The organism is Stenotrophomonas sp. P2112 (assembly GCF_041897515.1).
GTDB classification, from domain to species: Bacteria; Pseudomonadota; Gammaproteobacteria; order Xanthomonadales; family Xanthomonadaceae; genus Stenotrophomonas; species Stenotrophomonas sepilia.
The window spans coordinates 1,127,342-1,144,475 of record NZ_CP169216.1 but is presented as its reverse complement, the minus strand read 5'-3'; the positions used below and the strand labels follow the sequence as shown (position 1 = coordinate 1,144,475).

Annotated in this window: 12 protein-coding genes; 4 read left to right on the top strand and 8 right to left on the bottom strand. The window is 66.7% G+C overall.

The features are described from left to right. Positions 1 to 13: 13 nt before the first annotated feature. Positions 14 to 910 carry a hydroxypyruvate isomerase family protein gene (locus ACEPA4_RS05355; protein WP_164092701.1) on the bottom strand — a complete coding sequence of 299 codons (897 nt, stop codon included), beginning with the start codon at positions 908 to 910 and terminating at the stop codon, positions 14 to 16. Between the two features lie 202 nt (positions 911 to 1,112). Then, complete coding sequence (locus ACEPA4_RS05350; RefSeq protein ID WP_043034165.1) at positions 1,113 to 1,685, bottom strand: single-stranded DNA-binding protein; 573 nt, start codon at positions 1,683 to 1,685, stop codon at positions 1,113 to 1,115. Between the two features lie 291 nt (positions 1,686 to 1,976). On the opposite strand from ACEPA4_RS05350, the gene ACEPA4_RS05345 reads away from it, so the two are divergent. The 3 genes from ACEPA4_RS05345 (at position 1,977) to ACEPA4_RS05335 (ending at position 7,859) form a co-directional block, all read left to right on the top strand. Next, positions 1,977 to 3,008 carry a LacI family DNA-binding transcriptional regulator gene (locus ACEPA4_RS05345; RefSeq protein WP_005415628.1) on the top strand — a complete coding sequence of 344 codons (1,032 nt, stop codon included), beginning with the start codon at positions 1,977 to 1,979 and terminating at the stop codon, positions 3,006 to 3,008. A 351-nt stretch (positions 3,009 to 3,359) separates the two neighbouring features. Beyond that, the gene (locus ACEPA4_RS05340; RefSeq protein ID WP_065177906.1) at positions 3,360 to 4,262 is read left to right on the top strand and encodes an ABC transporter ATP-binding protein; all 903 of its coding nucleotides are present in this window, start codon (positions 3,360 to 3,362) and stop codon (positions 4,260 to 4,262) included. A gap of 12 nt (positions 4,263 to 4,274) precedes the next feature. Beyond that, complete coding sequence (locus ACEPA4_RS05335; RefSeq protein ID WP_262090033.1) at positions 4,275 to 7,859, top strand: ABC transporter permease subunit; 3,585 nt, start codon at positions 4,275 to 4,277, stop codon at positions 7,857 to 7,859. Positions 7,860 to 7,974: 115 nt separating this feature from the next. On the opposite strand, the gene ACEPA4_RS05330 is transcribed toward ACEPA4_RS05335, so the two are convergent. From ACEPA4_RS05330 to ACEPA4_RS05305, 6 genes are all read right to left on the bottom strand, one after another. Beyond that, positions 7,975 to 8,268 carry a hypothetical protein gene (locus ACEPA4_RS05330; RefSeq protein WP_065177907.1) on the bottom strand — a complete coding sequence of 98 codons (294 nt, stop codon included), beginning with the start codon at positions 8,266 to 8,268 and terminating at the stop codon, positions 7,975 to 7,977. Continuing rightward, entirely contained in the window at positions 8,265 to 8,729 is a 465-nt protein-coding gene (locus ACEPA4_RS05325) for a GNAT family N-acetyltransferase (RefSeq protein ID WP_032954000.1), read from the bottom strand. Before ACEPA4_RS05325 ends, ACEPA4_RS05330 begins: the two co-directional genes overlap by 4 nt. Before the next feature lie 140 nt (positions 8,730 to 8,869). After that, on the bottom strand, positions 8,870 to 9,256 hold the full coding sequence (locus tag ACEPA4_RS05320; protein WP_005415624.1) for an SseB family protein: 387 nt from the start codon (positions 9,254 to 9,256) through the stop codon (positions 8,870 to 8,872). Between the two features lie 121 nt (positions 9,257 to 9,377). After that, positions 9,378 to 11,093 (bottom strand): alpha-amylase family glycosyl hydrolase, encoded by a 1,716-nt coding sequence (locus ACEPA4_RS05315; protein ID WP_065177908.1) that lies wholly within the window; start codon positions 11,091 to 11,093, stop codon positions 9,378 to 9,380. Further along, on the bottom strand, positions 11,093 to 12,580 hold the full coding sequence (locus ACEPA4_RS05310) for an MFS transporter (RefSeq protein WP_065185857.1): 1,488 nt from the start codon (positions 12,578 to 12,580) through the stop codon (positions 11,093 to 11,095). The genes ACEPA4_RS05315 and ACEPA4_RS05310 overlap by 1 nt, the downstream gene beginning before the upstream one ends. Beyond that, positions 12,577 to 14,766, bottom strand: coding sequence for a Six-hairpin glycosidase-like protein (locus ACEPA4_RS05305; RefSeq protein ID WP_262090036.1), 2,190 nt, complete (start codon positions 14,764 to 14,766; stop codon positions 12,577 to 12,579). Before ACEPA4_RS05305 ends, ACEPA4_RS05310 begins: the two co-directional genes overlap by 4 nt. Before the next feature lie 237 nt (positions 14,767 to 15,003). Here ACEPA4_RS05305 and ACEPA4_RS05300 point away from each other — a divergent pair, with 237 nt between their 5' ends. Continuing rightward, positions 15,004 to 17,055, top strand: a complete 2,052-nt coding sequence (locus tag ACEPA4_RS05300) for a glycoside hydrolase family 97 protein (RefSeq protein ID WP_262090037.1) — start codon at positions 15,004 to 15,006, stop codon at positions 17,053 to 17,055. Positions 17,056 to 17,134 lie beyond the last annotated feature (79 nt).

Genomic DNA, 17,134 nt, shown 5'->3' with positions numbered 1-17,134 from the left:
GGTGGATATCGTTTCAGACGTCGCAGAGGCGGATCGCCTCGCGCAATGAAGCAACGGGATCGGGCGCGGCAGGCATGAACTCCTGCGCCAGATACCCCTTGAAACCGGTGTCGCGGATCGCGCGGCAGATGGCCGGATAGTTGAGCTCCTGCTGGTCTCCGATCTCGTTCCGGCCGGGCACGCCTGCGGTGTGGTAGTGCTTGAAACAGGCATGGTGTTTTCCGATGGTGGCGATGATGTCGCCCTCCATGATCTGCATGTGGTAGATGTCGTAGAGCAGGCCGAAATTGTCCGAGCCGAGCCGCTGGCACAGCTCCACGCCCCATGCGGAGTGGTCGCACAGGTAGTCGCGATGGTCGACCCTGGAGTTGAGCAGTTCCATCACCAGCACGACGCCGCGCTTCTCGGCATGCCCGAGGACGCGCTTGAGGCCGGCCTCGGCATTGGCCATGCCGTCGTGGGGGTCCATGCCATTGCGGTTGCCGGAGAAACAGATGAGGTTGCGGTAGCCGGCATCGGCGACCAGGTCGATATGCCGCGTGTAGCGCTCCACCAGCTGGTCGTGGAACTCGCGGCCGGCGAAACCCTTGGTCAGGCCCAGCTCCGCGCCGTTGCACATCGAGCTGTAGACGCCGTGGGCCTTCAGCGTGGGCCAGTGTTCGGGACCGACCAGGTCGATCGCGGCGAAACCGATGTCCTTCACCGTCGCGCAGAGCTGGGCAACCGACAGCTGCGGGAAGGTCCAACGGGCGACGGAGTGCTTCAGGTTGCCCTTGAGCGCTGCGGTGGCGGCGAATGCAGGCAACGCTCCCGCAGTACCCAGGGCTACGCCTCCAGCAACCGCCATGCGCAACGCATCACGCCGCGTGAGGCCCGTCGCCGGAGCCGGTCTGATCGAATGGATGGACATCCACCTGCCGGCCTCCCAACCGGTATCAAACGCAACGATTCACAGCAATGCAATCGATTGCACCATAGGGGAGGAAATTGCATGCTTGCAAGTTGCGGTGCACGAAAATTCAATGCTGCGGGGCACAACTCCGCAGGAATCGCGGACAAAGAAAAGCCCCGCATGAGCGGGGCTTTCTTTTCTGCTGCGCGCAAGCGGTCGATCAGAACGGAATATCGTCGTCAGCAAAGTCGTCCATCGGCGGCGCCTGCTGCGGCTGCGGGCGCTGGTTGCCACCCTGGTTGCCGTAACCGCCACCCTGGTTGCCGCCCTGGTTGCCATAGCCCCCGCCCTGGCCACCACGCTGGCCACCGCCACCGCCGCCGTACTCCTGGCGCGGCGCCTGCTGGCGCTGCGGACGATCGCCGCCGTAGTTGCCGCCACCACCGCCGCCGCCTTCACCGCGGCCGCCCAGCATCTGCATTTCATCGGCGATGATATCGGTGGAGTACTTCTCCACGCCGTCCTGGCCGGTGTACTTGTCGTAACGCAGGCTGCCTTCGACGTAGACCGAGCTGCCCTTGCGCAGGTATTCGCCGGCGATCTCGCCGAGCTTGCCGAAGAACACCACACGATGCCATTCGGTGCGCTCCTGCTGGTTGCCGTCCTTGTCCTTGCGGACGCTGGTGGTGGCCAGGCTGATGCGGGTGATCGCCATGCCGCCCTGGGTGTACTTCACGTCCGGGTCGTTGCCGAGATTGCCGACCAGGATGACTTTGTTGATGCCGCGCGCCATAGGTACCTTCGTCCGTTGTCCAGGGGCAGACCGCCAGTGATAGCACAGCCCCGGGCGGGGTGCAGTACGCTGGGCCGCCCCTGGTGAAATTTGGGGGAATGCGAGAACGACGCATCTTACCATTGCCGCCGCCGTCCGCCCGGTCAGGAGACCCCGACCGCACCGAAGGATCAGGCTGATTTCCTTGTCCGGCAATGACTTACCTTCGCCCCGACCGACGTCCAGAGAGGCATTCGCGTCTGCGCATGGCATCATGCCCGGGCACCTTCCACCTGCCCGCTCCGCCCGCCCATGACGATCAAAGGCAAAGCCACCTCCCTCGACATCGCCCACCTGGCCGGGGTCTCCCAGCCGACCGTGTCGCGGGCCCTGCGCGGCAGCCCGATGGTCAACGCCGAGACCCGCGAGCGCATCCTGCGCATCGCCCGCGAGCTGAACTACAAGGTCGACAAGAACGCCTCCAGCCTGCGCCTGCGCAATGCCGGCACGCTGGCCCTGCTGTTCTTCGAGGACCCGACCAACGACGATTCGCTGATCAACCCGTTCTTCCATTCGATGCTGGGCTCGATCACCCGCGCCTGCGCCCTGCACGGGCAGGACCTGCTGGTGTCGTTCCAGCAGCTGTCCACCGACTGGCAGGCCGATTACGAAGACAGCAACAAGGCCGACGGCATCATCCTGCTCGGCTACGGCGACTACCACGAATCGCGCGACCGCCTGCAGCGGCTGGTTGAACAGGGCACGCACTTCGTGCGCTGGGGCGCCGCCCTGCCCGGCCAGCCCGGTGTCTCGATCGGCAGCGACAACTTCCAGGGCGGGCATGACATCACCACCCACCTGTTGCTGCAGGGCTGCCAACGCATCGCTTTCCTCGGCCATGCCTCCAGCCATTACCCCGAATTCCAGGAGCGCTACCGCGGCCATGTCGCGGCGCTGCAGGACCACGGCCTGGCCGCCGAACCGGCGCTGCAGCACGATGCGATCACCACCGAGGCCTCCGGCCAGGAGGCCTGCCAGGCGCTGCTGGCGCGCGGCGAGCCGATCGACGCGATCTGCGCCGCCAGCGACCTGATCGCCATCGGTGCGATGCGCGCCCTGCGCGAGGCCGGACTGCGGGTGCCGCAGGACGTGGCGGTGACCGGCTTCGACGATATCCCGCTGGCCGCCTCGGTGTCCCCGGCGCTGACCACGGTGCAGCAGGACACCAAGCAGGCCGGGCAGCTGCTGGTGGAGCGCCTGCTGACGCTGATCGGCCGGCAGCCGGTGGACAGCCAGAGCATCCCGGTGAAGCTGGTCGTGCGCGAATCATCCCTGCGCGGGTAGGCGCCGCTGGGCCGGCGCTCCGGCCAACGCACGATGGCGGGATTCTCCCCCCATGACCAACGGCGGATGACGCCTGCCTGCTCGTAAGCGATAAACACGACGCACGTGTGGCATATCGGTGGCACCCCTCCTGAACTGCCAGCTGGTGGTCGAACGGGAGCCCATCGCATGCGATCCGGTGTTGCAGCCCTGCGCCTGCAGGACATCCGCGAAGATCGGTGATCTCTGGGACATGTCCTATAGGACGTTGCAGCTGCACGTCCCAGAGTTTCAGCCTTCAAGGCCGGCAACCCGATTTCAGGTCGCCCGGTCGATTCCACCTCGGTCCGCCTCTTCTCCTGGAGCTGCCAAGTGCTGAAGATCGATTCGCTGTCCAAGACGTACGCCAACGGCGTGCATGCCCTCAACAACGTCACCCTGGACATCCCGCGCGGCATGTTCGGCCTGCTCGGCCCGAACGGCGCTGGCAAGTCGTCGCTGATGCGCACGCTGTCCACCCTGCAGGAGGCCGACAGCGGCACGGCGACGCTCAGCATTCCGGGCGAGGCGCCGATCGACGTACTGCGCGACAAGGAGGCGGTGCGCCGCCGGCTGGGCTACCTGCCGCAGGATTTCGGCGTGTACCCGAAAGTCAGCGCGCTGGACCTGCTGGAACATTTCGCGGTGCTCAAGGGCCTGACCCAGCGCGCCCAGCGTCGCGAGGTGGTCGATGGACTGCTGCAGCAGGTGAACCTCTGGGACGCGCGCAAGCGCAAGCTGGGCACCTACTCCGGCGGCATGCGCCAGCGCTTCGGCATCGCTCAGGCGCTGTTGGGTGACCCACGCTTGGTAATCGTCGACGAACCCACCGCCGGCCTCGATCCGGAGGAACGCAACCGCTTCCTCAACCTGCTGGCGGCGATTGGCGAGAACGTGGCGGTGATCCTGTCCACCCACATCGTCGAGGACGTGACCGACCTGTGCCCGACGATGGCGATCATGAACAAGGGCCAGGTGCTGCTGACCGGGCGACCGGCCGATGCCATCGATGCCCTGCAGCAGCAGGTCTGGCGCAAGCAGGTCGATCCTTCGGAACTGGCCGACCATGAAGCACGCTACGTGGTGCTCTCGACCCGCCTGGTCGGGGGCCGCCCAGTGATCCACGTGCACAGCGCCAACGACCCCGGCGATGGCTTCGCGGCCGTGGCTCCCGACCTTGAGGACGTGTACTTCCAGCGCCTGCGCCTGCAGGCCCGTGCCCGCGCGGCAGCCTGAGCGGAGCACACCATGATCCTCGATCTCTTCCGTTTCGAGCTGCGCGAGCAGCTGCGCTCCCCGCTGCTGTGGCTGCTGGCCGGGCTGTTCGCCCTGCTCGCCTTCGCCGCCGCCTCCAGCGATGCGGTGCAGATCGGTGGCGGTAGCGGCAACGTGCACAGCAACGCGCCCACCGTGATCGCGCAGATGCTGGGCATCTTCACCCTGCTCGGCATGCTGGTCACTGCACTGTTCGTCAGCAATGCGCTGCTGCGTGACTTCGAACTGGGCACCGCCGAACTGATCTTCGCCAGCCCGGTGAAACGCCGCGACTACCTGGCGGGGCGCATCGCCGCTGCCCTCGCCGCCGGGCTGCTGGTTTACGTGGTGATCGCGTTCGGGCTGTGGCTGGCACCGTTCATGCCGTGGGTCGATCCCGAGCGCATGGGCCCGATCAGCTGGCAGGGCTATGCGTGGACGTTCGCGGTCATCGTCATTCCGAACCTGTTGTTCACCACCGCACTGCTGTCGCTGCTGGCGGCACTGACCCGCTCGATCCTGTGGGTCTACATCGGCCTGGTGGCCTACCTGGTGCTGTACGGTGCCAGCGCGGCCCTGCTGCGTGACATCGACAATACGTGGATCGCGGTGCTGAGCGAACCGCTGGGCATGCGCGCCCTCGGCCGCACGATCCGCTACTGGTCCACCGCCGAACGCAACAACGGGATTCCCGAGCTGGCCGGTTACCTGCTGGCCAACCGTGCTCTGTGGTTGGGTGTGGCTGCCGCGCTGTTCGCCGCCACCTTCGCGCTGTTCCGTACCGAACGCAGCGGCAGTGGTCGTCGGCGCTGGGGCCGCAGGCAGGCGCAACCGGTTGCCGATGCCGCCAGTGTCCGCCCCACCCGCGCAGCACTGCCGCGCGTGGTGCCGGCGTTCACCGCCACCACGGCGTGGCGGCAGTTCCTGCGCCAGGTGCGCTTCGATACACGCGGCGTGCTGCGCAGCGTGCCGTTCATCGTGCTGCTGGTGCTGGGCCTGGCCAACTTCCTGCCCAGCGCGCTGTTCCGGCAGACCCTGTACGGCACCTCGATCTGGCCGGTCACCTCGCAGATGATCATGGCCCTGCAGGGCGCCTTCAGCTGGCTGCTGGTGATCATCGTGCTGTTCTTCGCCGGTGAACTGGTCTGGAAGGAACGCAGCGCGCGTATCAACGAAGTGACCGATGCCATGCCGGTGCCGAACTGGGTGCCACTGCTGGCCAAGTTCACTGCGCTGCTGGCGGTGATCGTCTGCTTCCAGGCCGCCGGTGCGCTGGCCGCGATGGGCGTGCAGCTGGCCAAGGGCTACACCCATCTGGAGCCGCTGCTGTACCTGCGCAGCCTGGCGCTGGATTCGGTGGTCTACATCCTGATGGGGGGCCTGGCGCTGGTGCTGCAGGTACTCACCAACAACAAGTTCGTCGGTTACGCGCTGCTGATCGTGGTGATGATCGGCCAGGGCGTGCTCGGCCTGCTCGACTACACGCAGCACCTGTACAACTTCGGCAGCTGGCCCAACGCGCCCTATTCGGACATGAACGGCTACGGCCACTTCCTGCCGGGGCAGCTGGCCTTCCAGGGCTACTGGGCGCTGTTCCTGCTGACGCTGATGTGTCTGGCGTCAGCCTTCTGGGTACGCGGTGTCAGCCAGGGCCTGCGCCAGCGCCTGGCGCTGGCTGGCCGTCGCCTGCGCGGCCCTACCGGCGCCTTTGCGGCGCTGGCAGCAGTGGCGTTCGTCGGCGTGGGCGGCTGGCTGTACTGGAGCACCAACATCCGCAACGAGTTCATCCCGCCCGACCAGCAGCTGGACCTGCAGGCCCGCTACGAGCGCGAGCTGTCGAAGTACCGCAACCTGCCGCAGCCGCGCATTGTCGCCGTGGACAACCGCGTGGACCTGTTCCCGGAATCGCAGTCAATGGTGATCGATGCGAACTGGACCATCCGCAACCTGCACGCGCAGCCCATCCAGGACCTGCATGTCTCAATGGGCGACGACAAGCAGCTGCTGGCCGCCGACCTCGGCGGGCAGAAGTTGACCTTCCACGACAAGGATCTCGGCTACCGCATCTACCGGCTGGACAGGCCGCTGCAACCCGGTGAAACCCGCAGCGTGCATTTCCGGGTGGTGCAGAAGCCCAACGGCATCACCGCTGGCCAGGCACCGAGCAACATCGTCGACAACGGCACCTTCTTCAACAGCCGCGTACTGCCGTCCTTCGGCTATAACGAGGGCGCCGAGATCAGCGACCGCAACGAACGCCGCAAGCGCGATCTCGGTGAACCGCGGCGCATGCCCAGGCTGGAAGACGAGGCAGCGCGGGCCAACACCTATATCTCCAATGATGCCGACTGGCTCGATTTCCGCACCACGGTGTGCACCGCGCCGGACCAGGTCGCGCTGGCGCCGGGCTACCTGCGGCACGAGACCACGGTGAATGGCCGGCGCTGCTTCAGCTATGCCATGGACCGGCCCATGCTGAACTTCTACGCGTATCTGTCGGCACGCTGGGAGGTGCGCAAGGCGAAGTACAAGGACATCCCGATCGAGGTCTACTTCGACCCGGCGCACGGCTACAACGTGGACCGGATGATCGAGGCGGTGCAGAAATCACTGGCCTACTACGAGGCGAACTTCACGCCGTACCAGCACCGCCAGGTACGCATCATCGAGTTCCCGGGCTATGCCCGCTTCGCGCAGTCGTTCGCCAACACCATCCCCTACTCCGAGGCCATCGGTTTCATCGCTGACCTGCGTGACCCGGACAAGGTGGACTACGTGTTCTACGTGACCGCGCACGAGATCGCACACCAGTGGTGGGCGCACCAGGTGATTGGTGCCAACGTGCAGGGCGCAACGGTGCTGTCCGAATCGTTGTCGCAGTACTCGGCGCTGATGGTGATGGAGCAGGAGTACGGCCGCCAGCATATGCGCCAGTTCCTCAAGCGCGAGCTGGACGGTTATCTGTCCGGCCGCGGCGGCGAGGCCATCGAGGAACAGCCGCTGGAGCGCGTGGAGAACCAGCAGTACATCCACTACCAGAAGGGTTCGCTGGTGTTCTATCGGCTGCGCGAGGAAATCGGCGAGCAGGCCCTGAACCGGGCGTTGAAGCGCTTCCTGCAGGACAAGGGCTACCAGCAGCCGCCGTACACCACCTCACGCGAGCTGCTGGGCTACATCCGCGCCGAGACCCCGGCTGACCGCCAGCAGCTGGTCACCGATCTGTTCGAGAAGATCAGCTTCTACGACAACCGGGTGATGGCCGCCAGCGCCCGCAAGCGCGATGACGGGCGCTACGACGTGACCCTGGACCTGCACGCCGCCAAGCAGTACGCCGATGGCAAGGGCAAGGAGAGCGACGCGAAGATGGATGACTGGGTCGAGATCGGCGTGTTCGCCAACGGCCCGTCGGGCAAGGAGCGCGACCAGAAGGTGCTGTACCTGCAGCGCCACCACATCACCAGCGCCGAGCCGAAGATCACGGTGACGGTGCACGGGAAGCCGGATGAAGCGGGCTTCGATCCCTACAACAAGCTGATCGACCGGGTGAGCGATGACAACCGGCGCAAGGTGACGATGTGAGGGAGGGGGCGCCGGCCTGTGCGCCGGCGCTCCACGCAACGCGTGCGGGCTTGGCTCGGCCTTGCTGTGGTGCCGAGCCCTGCTCGGCACCTTGTCCAGGACAGCCGGCGAAGGTTCAGCGCACCGGGGACTTCGGCCCCAGCAACGCCAACAGCACATAGACCACGATCGAGGCGACCGTACCTAGCGCTGCCGGTACCCCGAACGCCCAGCCCGAGCGCCCCTGCTGGCGCGCCCACTGGGCCAGATGCCAAGCCGCGCCCAGGTTGATCAGCCAGGCGATGACAAACACCGGCCACTGCACCATGCCTACCGCGCGCAGCAGGGGCATGGCCACCAGCGCCGCAACGATGGCCACGATCAGGAAGATCAGGGCCGAGCGGGAATGGCGTACCGTGGATGCGCTCATGCGGCCAACCTGCGCACCATCACCAGCACGCGATAGCTGCGGTTGTCGGCTTCCTGCACCGGCTTCCAGCCCAGCCGCGCATACAGACCACCATCCAGGGCCTCGGTCTGCAGGTACAGGTCGGAAACGCCCATCCGCGCGGCCTGTGCCGCAGCCTGTTCGACCAGACCACTGGCCAATCCGCGGCCGCGATGGCTGTCGGCCACGAATACGCTGCCCAACCAGTACTCGTACTGTGGAAAGGCCTGCATCTCGCGGCGCTTGAGCTGGACTGCACCGACCACCTGCCCATCTTCGAAAGCGGCGATCAGGTGCGGGAAACCTTCAGCATCCTGCGGCGGGTCGAGCCGTTGCAGTTCCTGTTCCAGCGTCAGGCCGGCGTCCCGGCCCCATTGCGCGTGGTACCACTGCGCCAATTGCTGTCGTTCCGCTGCGTCTGCAGGCAATACCCTGAACTCCATGACCAAGCCTCGATCCCGATGTCGCCCAAGGGGATCACGGACGGCGTTCGAAGGGAAGCCTTCTGTAGCGTCGAGCCTTGCACGACTGAGCGGGCATTGCGCGAACGGCAGCCGAGCATGGGCTCGGCTGTACAGGACAATCAGCCCTGGGCGAAGTCCTTCAGGATCTCGCCGATGCCGCTGGGCGAGATCTCGAAGCCCAGCGGGGTGCCCGGATTGATCACCACGCCGTAGCCACCCGGCACGCGGCGCAGCACGTCCAGCATCAGCCAGCGGATCTGGTGTTCGGCCTGCTGGCTGTAGATGCCCACCCGCGATGGATCGGTGAACACGGCCACGTGCAGCGTGCCCTGCTTGTCGAACAGCAGCGGGTCGAAACCGCTGCCATCGGGGGTCACCAGGCTGCCGGTCTGCAGCACCACCTCGGAGGCGACGAAGGCTTCCATGAAGGCGCGGATCGGCACCGCCCCGTCCATCGCCGCCTTCAGCAGGGTTTCGATCGGGGTCTGCGGGACGAGGTCGGTCATGGCGGTACGGCAGGGCGTGAGGGGTGCCTATTGTGCCGGATGTGGTCCCCCCGGTAGTGCCGGCCGCTGGCCGGCACCTGAAGGGACCATGGATTCATGAGTTGCCGGCCAGCGACCGGCACTACCGCCCCAGGCGCTGGTCCCGCGCCTTCTGGTCGGCCATCGCCTTGTCCAGTTCGGCCTGCAGTGCCGGCTGCTGCACGGTGGCGTCCAGCACATAGACCTTTACCCCATGCGCCGGCACGTCAGTCTTCAGCTGCTGCTCGACCTTCACCGTGCCGCCATCCAGCGCATCACGCCACGTGCCAGCCTGCAGGTAGCGGTCCACCTCGAAGGTGCGCGCCGCATCACCCTTGTTCAGCAGCACCAGCGCGGTCTGCGTCACGTCACCGTGCTGCAGCACGCGGAAGAACACGGCCTCATCGCCCTGCAGCCGCTCGTTCACCTGCAAGCCACGCTGCAGTGCCGGGGTCGCTTCACGCAGTTTGGCGATACGCTGCAGCGGCGCGAAGATCGGGCTCTGCGGCGCAGCGTCCACACGCGGCTGGCCGAAGTAGGCACGGTTGCCTGCGTGCTCGGCGCGGCCACGCATGAAGCCGGTCTCCGAGCCGTAATAGACCACCGGAATGCCGCGCGCGGTGAACAGCCAGTTGTGCGCGTCGATGAAGCCATTGTCGCTGGCCTGCAGGCGCGGCATGTCGTGGTTGTCGTAGAAGCTCATCAGCTCGTACGGATTGGCATACGGGCCACCGCTCAGGTGCAGCGGCTCGGCCAGCGTCTCAAAGCCCTTGCCGGCGGTGCCGAAGGTCTGCTCCAGAGCACCGCGCAACGGGAAGTCGAGCACGCTGACATTGGCGTTGGCCGGCCAGGTGTGCTCGGCAATGGTCGCCGCGTTGTAGTCGAAGGCTTCGCCGAACATGAACATGCCCGGGTGCTCGGCGCGGATGCGCTTGACGAATTCATGCCACCACGGGTGCGGCAGCCAGCCGATGGTATCGATGCGCAGCGCGTCCACGCCCTGCGCGGTCCACTGCAGGTAAGCGCCGACCAGATAGTCCATCACCGCCGGATTGTCCTGGTTGAAGTCGGACAGTTCGGCGAGGTTGCCGTCGAAGATCGAGCCGTCCTTGCTGTCGACCGGGCCGATGTTGTTGTAGAACGCGTGCAGCGGGTTGTGCTTCGGGTCCAGCTTCTGCGGTGGCAGGTTCTGGTGGTCGGCAATCAGCGTTCCGTCCTTGTCGAAGATCTGGCCGAACTGCGGTTGCCGTATCGGCATGGTCCAGGCCGGCGAACCGTGGTTGCCGACGATGTCCAGCACCACCTTCAAGCCGGCACCGTGCAGGCCCCTGGTCAGTCCGGCGAAGTCCAGGTCCCTGCTGGGCAGGTGCTCATCGAGTCTGTAGAAGTTGATGCCCCAGTAGCCGTGGTAGCCGGTCTTGCCGCGGTCGGTCAGCGTGCTGGTGCAGCTGATCGGCTTGCTGCCGGTGAAAGCTTGGTCAGGGTTGTCGACGATCGGCGTGATCCACACCGCGCCGAAACCCAGGTTGCGGATGTACTGCGCATTGTCGAGCACGCCACGGAAGTCGCCGCCGAGGTAGCCGATGTTGCCATCCACCTTGTCCGGGCATGGCACCGGGATGTCGAAGGTGCGGTGCGCGCCACCCTGGTCGCGATGATCGTTGGATGGATCACCGTTGACGAAGCGGTCAGTGACCACGAAGTACACCGCATCGCTGGCGAACGGTTCGGTGGTGCCGACGTAGTCCGGGCGCGGCGTGGCCACGGCCTGGCCGGCGAACAGGGCAAGGGAAACGGCAACAGCCAGGACACCACGCATCACACCACCTCCGGACGGGACGGAACCCGCAGCACGCACAGGCCGGCGATGAACAGGCTGCAGCCGCCCAACACCAGCACATGCATCGGCTGGCCACCCAGCCATGCGCGCAGGGCAAAGCCGAGCGCACTGGCCGCGACCAGCTGCGGGATCACGATGAAGAAATTGAAGATGCCCATGTACACGCCCATCTTCGACGCCGGCACGCTGTCGGACAGCAGTGCATACGGCAACGACAGGATCGATGCCCAGGCAAAGCCCACACCTACCATCGACAGCAGCAGCCAGTGCGGGTCGCGGATGAACATCAGCGAGACCAGGCCGGCAGCGCCCAGCCACAGGTTGACCAGGTGGCTCCAACGCAGGCCGATCGCACGCACCATCGGCGGAATGAGCACCGCGGCCAGCGCGGCGAAGCCGTTGTAGGCGCCAAACAGCACGCCCACCCAGTTGGCACCTTCGTTGTAGGCCGCCGACTGTGGATCGGTCGAACCGAAGTGGGTACCGGCCACCGCAGCAGTGGTGTAGATCCACATGGCGAAAAGCGCGAACCATGAGAAGAACTGCACCCACGCCAGGCGGCGCATGGTCACCGGCATCGCGCGCAGGTCGCCGACGATGGCGGCCAGCATATGCGTGGCCGGCAACGCGCGCGCGGCCGCCAGCAGCAGGCCGTAGCCGGCGCACAGGCCTGCCAGCACGTACAGCATCCTGTCGCCTTGCCGCCAGGTGATCAGCAGCGCCAACAGCACACCCAGCCCTAGCCACAGGGCCACCCGCGTCCATGGCGCCGGGCCGTTGATCACCGCTCCCGCATGATGCGCCGGCGGCTCGGCATCATCGAAGGCAGCCAGTTCTGCTGGTGAATATTCGCGGGTGCTGACCACCGTCCAGGTGATCGCCGCCAGCAGCACCGCCGCGCCGAAGTAGAACGCATAGCGCACGGTGTCCGGCACCTCACCGGCGGCGGCCGTATTGGCAACGCCGAAGTGGGCCAGGATGAACGGCAGGAAGCTGGCGACGATGGCGCCCACGCCGATGAAGAAGCTCTGCATCGCATAGCCGGCCGGACGCTGGCGTGGCGCCAGCTGGTCGCCGACGAAGGCTCGGAACGGCTCCATCGATACGTTGATCGAGGCATCGAGCACCCACAGCGTGCCGGCCGCGATCCACAGCGTCGGTGAATTCGGCATCACCAGCAGGGCCAGCGTGGTCAGCACCGCACCGATCATGAAGAACGGACGGCGCCGCCCCCAGCGCGTCCAGGTGCGATCGGACAGGTAACCGATCACCGGCTGCACCAGCAGGCCGGTCAGCGGCGCGGCGATCCACAGCCCCGGTACCGCGTCGATGTCCGCGCCCAGCGTCTCGAAAATGCGGCTGGCGTTGGCATTCTGCAGGGCGAAGCCGAACTGGATGCCGAGAAAACCGAAACACATGTTCCAGATCTGCCAGAACGACAGCTGGGGTTTGGCGGGGCGATTCATCGTGCGTCCTCTACAGCCACGGGCGCCACCGTCAGCGCCTGCACCTGCGCCTGGTTGAGCACGCCGTCGCGCCCGCCCTTGCCCCCGGTGTAGTGCGCGAAATGCTGCAGTGTGCTCATGTTGAAGCCCTCTTCAAGCGTGACCGTGCATCGGCCCTTCGGCACCGGGAACGTCGCCGAGGTCGAGTCCTGCACGGCCACGCTGTGCGGCAGGGTGACGGCGTGCCGCTGCAACGGCTGGCCAGGGCACTGCAGCGCCAGCTGCTTCACAGCGGCGGTCACGCCCGTGTTGATCGGCCCATTCGCGTTGCTGTACTGCAGGCGCAGGCGCACCTGCCCCGCCTTGGCCGAGGTGAACTGCCAGCGCTCGGCACCCTTCAGTCGCTGCTGCGGACCGACGCAGACCATCGGACTGTGCAGCGATTCCAATGCGCCGTCGCGCCGGGTCAGGCTCAGGCAATGCTGCAGGCCATCGTCACCGATGCGTGCCAGGCCATTGCTGGCGGTGAGCGCGCGACCGTCCTGCCACAGCACCTGGCCGGCAGCGACCTCGATGTTCCAGCCCCTGCCCTTGCGTCGCGCCTGCGGTGCGGCCGGCGTGACCGGTGCGCGCGCATTGGCGTCGGCCGTCGTCGCCACGCTGCGCGGTGCCGCTGCGGTGGCCACCAGCTGCACGGTGGTGGTGGCACCACGCGTCTTTACCTGGCCCGCCACCAGCAGGCCATCACCCACCTGCTTCGGCCGCTCCAGCACATAGCGCTTGCCATCGGCCTCCAGGGAGATGCGGCGCTGCTTGCCGAACAGTTCGGGGACCAGCGCGGCCGGCAGCTTGGGCTGCACGCGGCCATCGTCCTGCACGCCGAACACGCCTTCGACCACCATCGACAGATACCCGGCCACCGACCACAGCTGGCGTTCGGAGTTGACCACCGGGCCGCTCAGCGCGCCTTCCTCGACATGCACGGCCTGGCTGACCAGCTCGTAGTTCTCCATGTTGGAACCGGCCAGCGCGGCACCCTGCATCAGCGAGCGGATCTCGGCGGCGATGCGCGGCGCATCGTCCAGCTGCCGCGCCGCACGCAGCGAGTAGGCACTGACGAACGGCCAGATCGCCCGGTTGTGATAGATCGGCTGTTGTGCTTCCTGCGGCCAGACCACCGGGCTGCCGGCTGGCCCCATCGGATACGCCGCCAGCGCACGCCGCGCGCGCTCGGGCGGCAGCACCTCGGCAAGGATGCCCAGCGAGAGGCCGAGCAGATCGACCTTGGCGTACGGCACCGGGTGCGCCGCTTCGCCGATGTAGCTCATGTACTGGCCGATATCCTCGCGCCAGAAGCGCGCATCGATCTGCTGCGCCAATGCGTCGGCCCAGGCCTTGTAATCGGCCGCGCGGGCATCGCCGTGTTGCCCGGCCAGGCGTTCGGCCAGGCGCAGTGCCTGGTAGTGCAGCACGTTGGTGGACAGTGCATAGGAATCACCGATGAAGCGCACGTCCTCGCGGGTCCAGTCCGGATAGGTCTGCTCGCGCCAGTCCAGGAACGAAGTCTCGCCACGGTACAGGCCCATCTGCGCGTCGAACACTATCGCGCGGTCCTGCGCCAGCGTGCCCTGCAGCGCCTGCCAGACCTGGTCGGCAAATGCGCGATCCTCCAGCAGCTGACGAGCCGCCAGGAACCACACCACGCGGTCGCTGCTGATCGGCCAGCTGCCACCGGAACCGGTGTCCTGCGCCACAAACAGGCCGGGCGTGTGCCCGTCGCGCGCCGCCGACAGTTTGAACTGCAGCGACTGCCGGGTGCGCTTCGGGTCCAGGCGTGCGAGCGCCAGATCGGCGGCAAAGCTGACATCGCGCGTCCACACATAGGGCCAGCGCGCGCCGGTCTGGAAGCACTCGCACGGCACCGGTCGGCCTTCGTCGAACGCGGGATCGCGAATCGCGTCCACGCGGTCCTGGTCCATCTCCTGCTGGGCCAGCGCGAACAGGGCATCGAACATCACGCTGCCGGTCTGGCTGCGCATCGGCATCGGCGCGATATGCACATCGCCCTTCGGCGCATGCAGCACGAAGCTGCCGTTGGCAGCGGCTTCGGCACGCGCATGGCGGCCATCGAATTGCAGGTCGGCCGCCTGCGCGGTCGATCCCAGCGCTGCCCCCAGGGCAGCGGTCAGGCAAATGATCTTCAGCATCGAAGCGGCGGACCGGCTTGCGCCCGTCGGCCTCCCTCCCTCTCTGCACGCGTTGTAGGTCCGCACCGACGTTGCCGGCGGGCGGGCGCGGCCCCTCCCTCAAGGTGCCCTGGCCCCATGGTAGACGCGGGGCTGTCGGCTGCGTCCAGTTGCATACGTATTCATGGCGTCACGCGGTAGCGCACCTGCCGCGCTGGCTTATGGTCCGGGTCTGCCAACGGCGCCTTGGGAGGGGAAATGCCGATGTCACTCACTGCTGTACGTACCGCGCTCGCGCATCTGTTCGGTCTGGCGCTGCTGGGAATAGCCACGCTGGCGCAGGCCGCGCCGCAGGTGGTCAGCGTCGACTCTCCGGGCAAGGTGTTGAAGGTCAGCCTGGTGCTGGACGGCGGCACGGCCCGCTACCGGGTCGAGCGCCTGGGCGACACTGTGGTGGAGGATTCGAAGCTCGGCTTCGCCCTGCGCGACGGTCGCCTGGACCGCGATTTCACCCTGTTGGGCCAGCAGCGGCACAGCGTGGATGACACCTGGGAACAGCCGTGGGGCGAACGCCGGCTCACCCGCAACCACTACAACGAGCTGACCGTGCAGCTGGCCGAAACCACCGGCAGCAAGCGCCGGCTGGATGTGGTGTTCCGCGTCTACGACGATGGCCTCGGCTTCCGCTACGTGTTTCCCGAACAACCGAACCTGCACGAGGCGATCATCGATGACGAACTGACCGAGTTCGCCATCGCGCAGGATTCCATCGCCTGGTGGATTCCCGCTGGCGAACCGATCCACTACGAGTACCTGTACCAGCGCACCCCGCTGCACGAAGTACCGCTGGTGCATACGCCGATGACCCTGCGCAGCCGCGATGGCCTGCATGTGGCCATTCACGAGGCCGCGCTGGTGGACTACGCCGGCATGTGGCTGCGCCGCAGCGGGGGACAGCGCCTGCGCGCGGAGCTGTCGCCCTCGGCCGAAGGCTGGAAGGTGCGCCGCACCCTGCCCTTCGCCACGCCGTGGCGCACGCTGCAGATCGCCGACCGTGCCGGCGGCCTGGTCGAATCGGACCTGATCCTCAACCTCAACGAACCCAACGCGCTGGGCGATGTGAGCTGGGTGAAGCCAGCCAAGTACCTGGGCGTGTGGTGGTCGATGCACCTGGACAACGAGAGCTGGGCGACCGGGCCGAAGCACGCGGCCACCACCGCCAAGACGAAGAAGGTGATCGATTTCGCCGCTGCACACGGCTTCCGCGGCGTGCTGGTGGAAGGCTGGAATCCGGGCTGGGACGGCAACTGGGTCGGCAATGGCTACGACTTCGATTTCACCCGCGCCACGCCCGATTTCGACATTGAAGCGCTGTCGGCGTATGGCCTAAAAAAGGGTGTGCACCTGATCGGCCACCATGAAACCGGCTGCGCCATCGAGCACTACGAGGACCAGCTTGGCGCCGCGCTGGACCTGTACGCACGGCTGGGCGTGGACCAGTTCAAGACCGGCTACGTCTGCGACGACGGCCAGGTCGACCGCCGCAATCCCACGGGGGGCCCGCCGTGGCGCGAGTGGCACGACGGGCAGTTCATGGCCCGCCACCATCTGAAGGTGGTGCAGGAAGCGGCGCGCCGCCATCTGTCGGTGAACCCGCATGAGCCGATCAAGGATACCGGCCTGCGCCGCACCTATCCCAACTGGATCTCGCGCGAAGGCGCACGCGGCATGGAGTACAACGCCTGGGGCCAGCCACCGAACCCGCCGGAGCACGAGGTCAACCTGGTGTTCACCCGCATGCTGGCCGGGCCGATGGATTACACCCCCGGCATCCTCAGCCTGAAGGGCCGCCACGGCCAGGCCATCCCCAGTACGTTGGCCCGCCAACTGGCGCTGTACGTGGTGCTGTACAGCCCGATCCAGATGGCCGCCGACCTGCCCGAACACTACCTGCAGCATCGCGAGGCGTTCCGTTTCATCGAGGACGTGGCGGTGGACTGGGAGCAGAGCCGCGTGCTCGATGGCGAAGTGGGTGACTACGCGACGATCGTGCGCCGCGACCGCAACAGCCGCGACTGGTTCCTCGGCAGCATCACCGACGAGCACGGCCGCGTGCTGCCGGTGTCACTGGGCTTCCTGGAACCTGGCGTACGCTACCGCGCCGAAATCTACCGCGATGGCGAGGGCGCGGATTTCCGCAGCAATCCATTCGCGTTCGTTCGTGAAACCCGCGAAGTGACCAGCGCCGATGCACTGACGCTGGTGCTGGCACCAGGCGGTGGCCAGGCCATTCGCTTCACGCCGCTGTGAATGCCCGGGTAGTGCCGGCCGCTGGCCGGCAACCCGGCGAACGCGATTACCTGCCAGCGGCCGGCACTACCGGAAGCAC